This is a genomic window from Microbacterium sp. K35 (assembly GCF_004794375.1).
GTDB lineage: Bacteria > Actinomycetota > Actinomycetes > Actinomycetales > Microbacteriaceae > Microbacterium > Microbacterium sufflavum.
Genome location: NZ_SSDM01000269.1, coordinates 1 through 6,016 on the forward strand (window position 1 = coordinate 1; position 6,016 = coordinate 6,016).

Sequence of the window (6,016 nt, forward strand, 5' to 3'; positions counted from 1 at the left end):
GCTGGTGCGGCGGGCCGGGGCGAGCCCCACGCGGGCGTTGCGCTGGACCAGGGCGGCGCACGACCAGCGCAGCCTCGGCGGGATGGAGCGGCGCGACAACGTCCGCGCCGCGATGCGTGCCGTCGCGGACGGGCGCGGCGCGGCGGTCGTCGTGGTGGACGACGTGGTCACCACCGGAGCGACCCTGGACGAGGCCGCGCGGGCGCTCGAGGAGGCCGGGTATGAGGTGATCGCGCTGGTCGCGCTCGCCGCCACGCCGACGAACGCGGTATCCGGATGAGGTTCATCGGAGACTCACCGGGGACACAGGGCCGACACCCGTGACTTCCGTCGCCGGTCGGACTACGGTGGGGTGTCACAAGGCGACCACGGTCCGCCCTTGGCCGGGAGGACCGGGACAAGGAGGCAGCAATGGAAACGAGTATCGTCGGCGTCGGGGTGGGTATCACCGATCGCTTCCGCACCGTCGTCGAAGAGAAGATCGCCAAGATCGAGACTCTCGCAGCCAAGGCGCAACGTCTGGACGTCAAGGTCACCCACCGCGTGTATCGAAACGGGCGCGTTCCCGATGAGACGGTCGAGCTGACGCTCATCGGCAAGGGTCCCGTGGTCCGGGCCGAGGCGGTCGACGGCGACAAGTTCGTCGCGCTGGATCTCGCGGTCGACAAGATGACGGAGCAGCTGCGCCGCGCGAAGGAGAAGCGCGTCGACGGACGCCAGCACCCGCGCGGCCCGCACTTCGAGAAGGGCAGCGGATCGCTCGAGGGCATCGACGTGCAGCCGGCCTCGGTCGAGGTCCTGCACGCCGTCGCGACCGGCAGCATCCCCGTGCAGAACGACGAGGAAGAGGAGTACTCGCCCGTCGTCATCCGCACCAAGAGCTTCGATGCGGAGTGGATGACCGTGGAGGAGGCGGTCGACCGGATGGAGCTCGTCGGGCACGACTTCTTCCTCTTCGTCGATGCCCGCACCGACCATCCCAGCGTGGTGTACCGCCGCAAGGGCTGGGACTACGGCGTGATCGCGCTGAGCACGCAGGCACCGCCGGCGGAGGCACTCGCCTCCTGAGCTCGGCAGACGCACGAACGGCCCGATCCATCGCGGATCGGGCCGTTTCGCGTGGTCAGGGGTGCGTCAGTCGAAGATGCCGTCGAGGATGCTGCCGATGACGAGTCCGCCGAGGATGCCGGAGGCGAGGTCGCCGCCGCCCATGCCACCACCCCGGCGCGGGCCGCCGCCCCAGCCGCCGCCGCCCCAGTCCTGGTCCTGCGGGCGCGAGGAGTCGATGTCGCGCTGCGCGAGCTGCAGCGCCTCGGCGGCGAGGTGCGCGACCCGTCGCGCCTGCACGAGCGCGGCCTCTCTGGTGTCCTCCGCCGGCAGGAGGTCGCTCAGGTCGACGCGCAGGCGCTCGGCCTCGGCGAGTCGTGTGCGCGCATCCGCCCCGATCCAGCCGCGGTGTCCGGCGATCAGGCCGCGTGCCACGCCCAGCTGACGGTCCGCGTCGTCGATCGCGTGCTGTACCTGGGCGAGCGACGGCAGCGGATTCTCGGCGCGGTGCCTGGCCTTGGCGATGGCGTCGTCGAGCGCCGAGTTGGCCTCGCGTAGTCGCGACAGCTCGGCGAACGGATCATTCGGCTGGCCGGCCGGGGTCAGCGAGGCGAGCGCGGCCTGCAGCGCCGCCACCGCCTCGGCGACCGCGGGCACCGCGGGGGCCTTGCGGGCGGCGATCAGGTCGCCGCGGGAGTCGGCGATGACCTCGGCGAGGGTGGACTCGGCGCGGAGCGCTTCGATCTCGAAGTCCTCGACCGCGTCCAGCAGTGCGGCGGCTCGCCGCGTCGCCTCGGTCGCGGTCTCGAGGGCGAGGTTGGCTTCCTCGTTCTGCTTGGCCTCGCGGCGTCGCTCGGAGATGTCGGCGCTGTGGGTGGCGAAGCGGATCAGCTGCTGCGCCTCGGCGGCGCTCGCCGTGATCTGGTGCATCGCCGAGTCGGCGTAGCGCGCGGAGAGACGGGAGACCGTCTCGTCCGTCTGGGGGATCCGCGCGGCGAGGGCCTCGGCGTCGGCGCGCACCTGGGCGATGATCTGGGGTGCGCGGCGCACCTTCGCGACCGACTCCGCGAGGACGGTCGTCTTCTCGTCCAGGAGGTCTTCGGCCCAGTCGCACAGCTGCAGGATGCGCGCGTTGCGGGTGCGCAGCTCCTCGGCGGTGTCGGGGATCTCGTCGTGGTTGAGCTGATGAAGCTGGAACGCCTCGCGCAGGTGCGTGCGCACGGAGGTCAGGGCGGCCTTGAGGTCGGCGGTCAGGGACTCGCCCAGCTCGGCCTCGGCGAACACGAGCTCATCGGCGGTGGTGCGGATGCGCTCGTCGGCTCCGACGAGGGCCTGCTCGGCACGCCGTGCGAGGTCGGCGTCCTGAGCGGCGAGCTCTTCCTGTTCGCGTTTGCGTCTACCCCAAAATCCAGCCATGAGGCGATCCTAGTTTCCCCGGTGACCGCGCGGGCTGAGCATCCGCTCCAGGCGAACGTGCCGTACGACCGCGGCGGTCTCAGGCGACGGGTTCGGGCCGACGCTGCTGCGCGGCTCCGGCGGGGCGGCCGCGCTTGGGTCGCTCGGTCGCGAGACCGAGCGCGAGCTGAGGATGCGGGTGTGCGGCGAGACGGCGCTCGGTGTGCTCCAGCCACCGCACCTCGGCCTCGGCCGCGAAGATCATGGAGTCGGTCACGAGCGACCAGGCCAGAGCCTCCGCGCTGTCGGCGTCGTGACCGGTGAAGGCGGCGTCGCGCAGAGCCGCGAGCCGGCGCTCAGAGGACGCGCGCTGCGCGCGGATGACGTCGGCGGCGTCGACCCCGGGGAGCGTCGCCGCCATCGCGACCTTGACGGCGAGCTCTTCGCGCGCCGGTTGGATCCGCTCGACGGGGTCGGACAGCCAGCGGGCCACCTCGGCCGATCCGTCCGGCGTGATCCGCCAGTACACGTGGCCGTGCTCGTCGGCGTCGCCCCGCTGCACCATACCGTCGCGCTCGAGTCGTTCGAGCGTGTTGTAGATCTGTCCCACGTTCAGGGTCCAGGTCGACCCCGTTCGACGGGCGAACTCGTGACGGAGCTGGTACCCGTAGCAGGCGCCCTGATCGAGGATGGCGAGCAGGCTGTGGCGGACGGACATGGCCGGACTCCTCTGCGTGACGGACGGAAGCATGCCGAGTATATGCATACTCGGCAACACCGCCGCGGCGCGGCACGATATGCCGTGCAGGCGACGCGCAGGTCACAGACCGGTAACATGGCAAAGTATGCCTGGCGATCGCCTCTCGGCGGCCGGCAAGGACCCAATGACAGGGAGAGACATCCGTGGCCAATCCTCTTGAGAAGCTGCTGCGCGCCGGTGAAGGACGCATCATCCGTCGCCTCAATCAGGTGGTCAAGGCCGTGAACGCCCTGGAAGACGACATCTCGGAGCTCACGGACGACGAGCTCCGCAACGAGACGGCGGAGCTCCGCGCGCGGTACGAGAAGGGGGAGACCCTCGACCAGCTCATGCCGGAGGCCTTCGCGGCAGTGCGCGAGGCGGCCAAGCGGACCCTGGGCATGCGCGCCTACGACGTGCAGATCATGGGTGGCGCGGCGCTCCACCTCGGCAACATCGCCGAGATGAAGACCGGTGAGGGCAAGACCCTGGTCGCGACCTTCCCGGCCTACCTCAACGCCATCGCCGGCAAGGGCGTGCATGTGATCACCGTGAACGACTTCCTTGCGAACTATCAGGCCGAGCTGATGGGACGCGTGTACCGCGCCCTCGGCATGACCACCGGCATCATCGTCTCCGGGCAGACTCCGGCGGTGCGTCGCGAGCAGTACGCCGCCGACATCACCTACGGCACGAACAACGAGTTCGGCTTCGACTATCTGCGCGACAACATGGCCTGGCGCAAGGAGGATCTCGTCCAGCGCGAGCACTTCTTCGCGATCGTCGACGAGGTCGACTCGATCCTCATCGACGAGGCCCGGACGCCGCTCATCATCTCCGGACCCTCCTCGGGGGAGGCGAACCGCTGGTTCGCGGAGTTCGCCAAGATCGCCCGCACGCTCGAGGCCGGTGTGGACTACGAGGTCGACGAGAAGAAGCGCACGGTCGGTGTGCTCGAGCCGGGCATCGAGAAGGTCGAGGACTACCTCGGCATCGACAACCTCTACGAGTCGGCGAACACTCCGTTGATCTCGTTCCTCAACAACTCGATCAAGGCGCTCGCCCTGTTCAAGCGCGACACCGACTACGTCGTGATGAACGACGAGGTCATGATCGTCGACGAGCACACCGGACGCATCCTCGTGGGCCGCCGTTACAACGAGGGCATCCACCAGGCGATCGAGGCCAAGGAGGGCGTGCCCGTCAAGGCCGAGAACCAGACGCTCGCGACGGTCACCCTGCAGAACTACTTCCGCCTCTACGAGAAGCTGGCCGGCATGACCGGTACGGCCGAGACCGAGGCCGCGGAGTTCATGTCCACCTACAAGCTCGGCGTCATCCCGATCCCGACCAACCGGCCGATGATCCGTAAGGACCAGTCCGACCTCGTCTACAAGAACGAGACGGCGAAGTTCGCCCAGGTCGTCGAGGACATCGCGGAGCGGCACGCCGCCGGCCAGCCCGTGCTCGTCGGCACGGTCAGCGTCGAGAAGAGCGAGTACCTCTCGCGGCTGCTGGCCAAGAAGGGCATCAAGCACGAGGTCCTGAACGCGAAGAACCACGCGCGTGAGGCCGAGATCGTCGCGCGCGCCGGCCGCCTGGGGGCCGTCACCGTCGCCACGAACATGGCCGGTCGCGGTACCGACATCATGCTCGGCGGCAACGCCGAGTTCCTCGCGGTGCAGGAACTGAAGTCCAAGGGCCTCGACCCGGTCGAGACCCCCGACGAGTACGAGGTCGCGTGGGACGAGACCTACGAGGCCATGAAGGCCGTGGTCGCGGAGGAGGCCGCCAAGGTCATCGAGGCCGGGGGACTGTACGTCCTCGGCACGGAGCGGCATGAGTCCCGTCGTATCGACAACCAGCTCCGCGGTCGTTCCGGTCGTCAGGGCGACCCGGGCGAGAGCCGGTTCTACCTCAGCCTGACCGACGACCTCATGCGCCTGTTCCAGTCCGGAGCCGCCGAGGCGATCCTGGCCCGCACCAACTTCCCCGACGACGTGCCGATCGAGTCCGGCCTGGTCTCCCGCGCGATCCGCAGCGCCCAGTCGCAGGTCGAGGCGCGCAACGCCGAGATGCGCAAGAACGTCCTCAAATACGACGACGTGCTGAACCGGCAGCGCGAGGCGATCTACGCCGACCGTCGCCACATCCTGCAGGGCGACGACATCGCCGACCGGGTGCAGCACTTCATCGAGGATGCGATCAGCGGCGTCGTGCGCGACCACACCGGCGAGGGTCACAACGAGAGCTGGGACTTCGACGCGCTGTGGACCGAGCTCAAGACGCTCTATCCGGTCGGAGTGACCATCGACGAGGTCGTGTCGGAGGCTGCGGGCCGCAAGGGCGGGATCACCGCGGAGGGTCTCACGCGCGAGCTGCTGTCCGACGCGAAGATCGCGTACGAGAAGCGCGAGGAGTCGCTGGGCGAGGCCGCCACGCGTGAGCTGGAGCGCCGTGTGGTGCTGCAGGTGCTCGACCGCCGCTGGCGCGATCACCTCTACGAGATGGACTACCTGAAGGACGGCATCGGCCTGCGCGCCATGGCCCAGCGCGACCCGCTCATCGAGTACCAGCGCGAGGGGTACGCGATGTTCCAGTCGATGATGGGGCAGATCAAGGAGGAGTCCGTCGGCTACCTCTACAACCTCGAGGTCGAGGTGCGCCGCGTCGGCGATGCGCAGACCGCGGAGGTCGAGGCGAAGGGCCTCGCCACCGACGGGGGCGAGCAGCGACTGGAGTACTCCGCCGCGAACGACGCCGGCGAGGTCGAGGTGCGCAACGACCGCGGGCAGGTGCAGCAGGCGGCGACCGACCGTCTGCGTCAGGCGGCCG

At 69.4% G+C, this 6,016-nt stretch carries 5 protein-coding genes; 3 read left to right on the forward strand and 2 right to left on the reverse strand.

Going from position 1 to position 6,016, the window contains the following annotated elements; all coding sequences use genetic code 11:
* Both DW299_RS10230 and hpf read left to right on the forward strand, forming a co-directional pair.
* A partial coding sequence (locus DW299_RS10230; RefSeq protein ID WP_275090586.1) for a phosphoribosyltransferase family protein occupies positions 1 to 280 on the forward strand: 280 nt, incomplete at its 5' end.
* Between the two features lie 131 nt (positions 281 to 411).
* Positions 412 to 1,068, forward strand: a complete 657-nt coding sequence (hpf, locus tag DW299_RS10235; RefSeq protein ID WP_136032892.1) for a ribosome hibernation-promoting factor, HPF/YfiA family — start codon at positions 412 to 414, stop codon at positions 1,066 to 1,068.
* A gap of 66 nt (positions 1,069 to 1,134) precedes the next feature.
* Here the strand turns inward: hpf and DW299_RS10240 are convergent, their stop codons facing one another.
* Both DW299_RS10240 and DW299_RS10245 read right to left on the reverse strand, forming a co-directional pair.
* Complete coding sequence (locus DW299_RS10240; RefSeq protein ID WP_136036519.1) at positions 1,135 to 2,463, reverse strand: coiled-coil domain-containing protein; 1,329 nt, start codon at positions 2,461 to 2,463, stop codon at positions 1,135 to 1,137.
* A gap of 79 nt (positions 2,464 to 2,542) precedes the next feature.
* Positions 2,543 to 3,160, reverse strand: a complete 618-nt coding sequence (locus DW299_RS10245) for a PadR family transcriptional regulator (protein WP_136032894.1) — start codon at positions 3,158 to 3,160, stop codon at positions 2,543 to 2,545.
* A gap of 185 nt (positions 3,161 to 3,345) precedes the next feature.
* Here DW299_RS10245 and secA point away from each other — a divergent pair.
* Positions 3,346 to 6,016 (forward strand): preprotein translocase subunit SecA (gene secA / locus DW299_RS10250; protein ID WP_136036520.1); only part of this gene is annotated, 2,671 nt, incomplete at its 3' end.

What these genes read in the sequence shown, in the direction of transcription:
- hpf (WP_136032892.1), top strand. Translation starts at nt 412, where the DNA reads ATGGAAACGAGTATCGTCGGCGTCGGGGTGGGTATCACCGATCGCTTC.
- DW299_RS10245 (WP_136032894.1), bottom strand. Translation starts at nt 3,160, where the DNA reads ATGTCCGTCCGCCACAGCCTGCTCGCCATCCTCGATCAGGGCGCCTGC.
- DW299_RS10240 (WP_136036519.1), bottom strand. Translation starts at nt 2,463, where the DNA reads ATGGCTGGATTTTGGGGTAGACGCAAACGCGAACAGGAAGAGCTCGCC.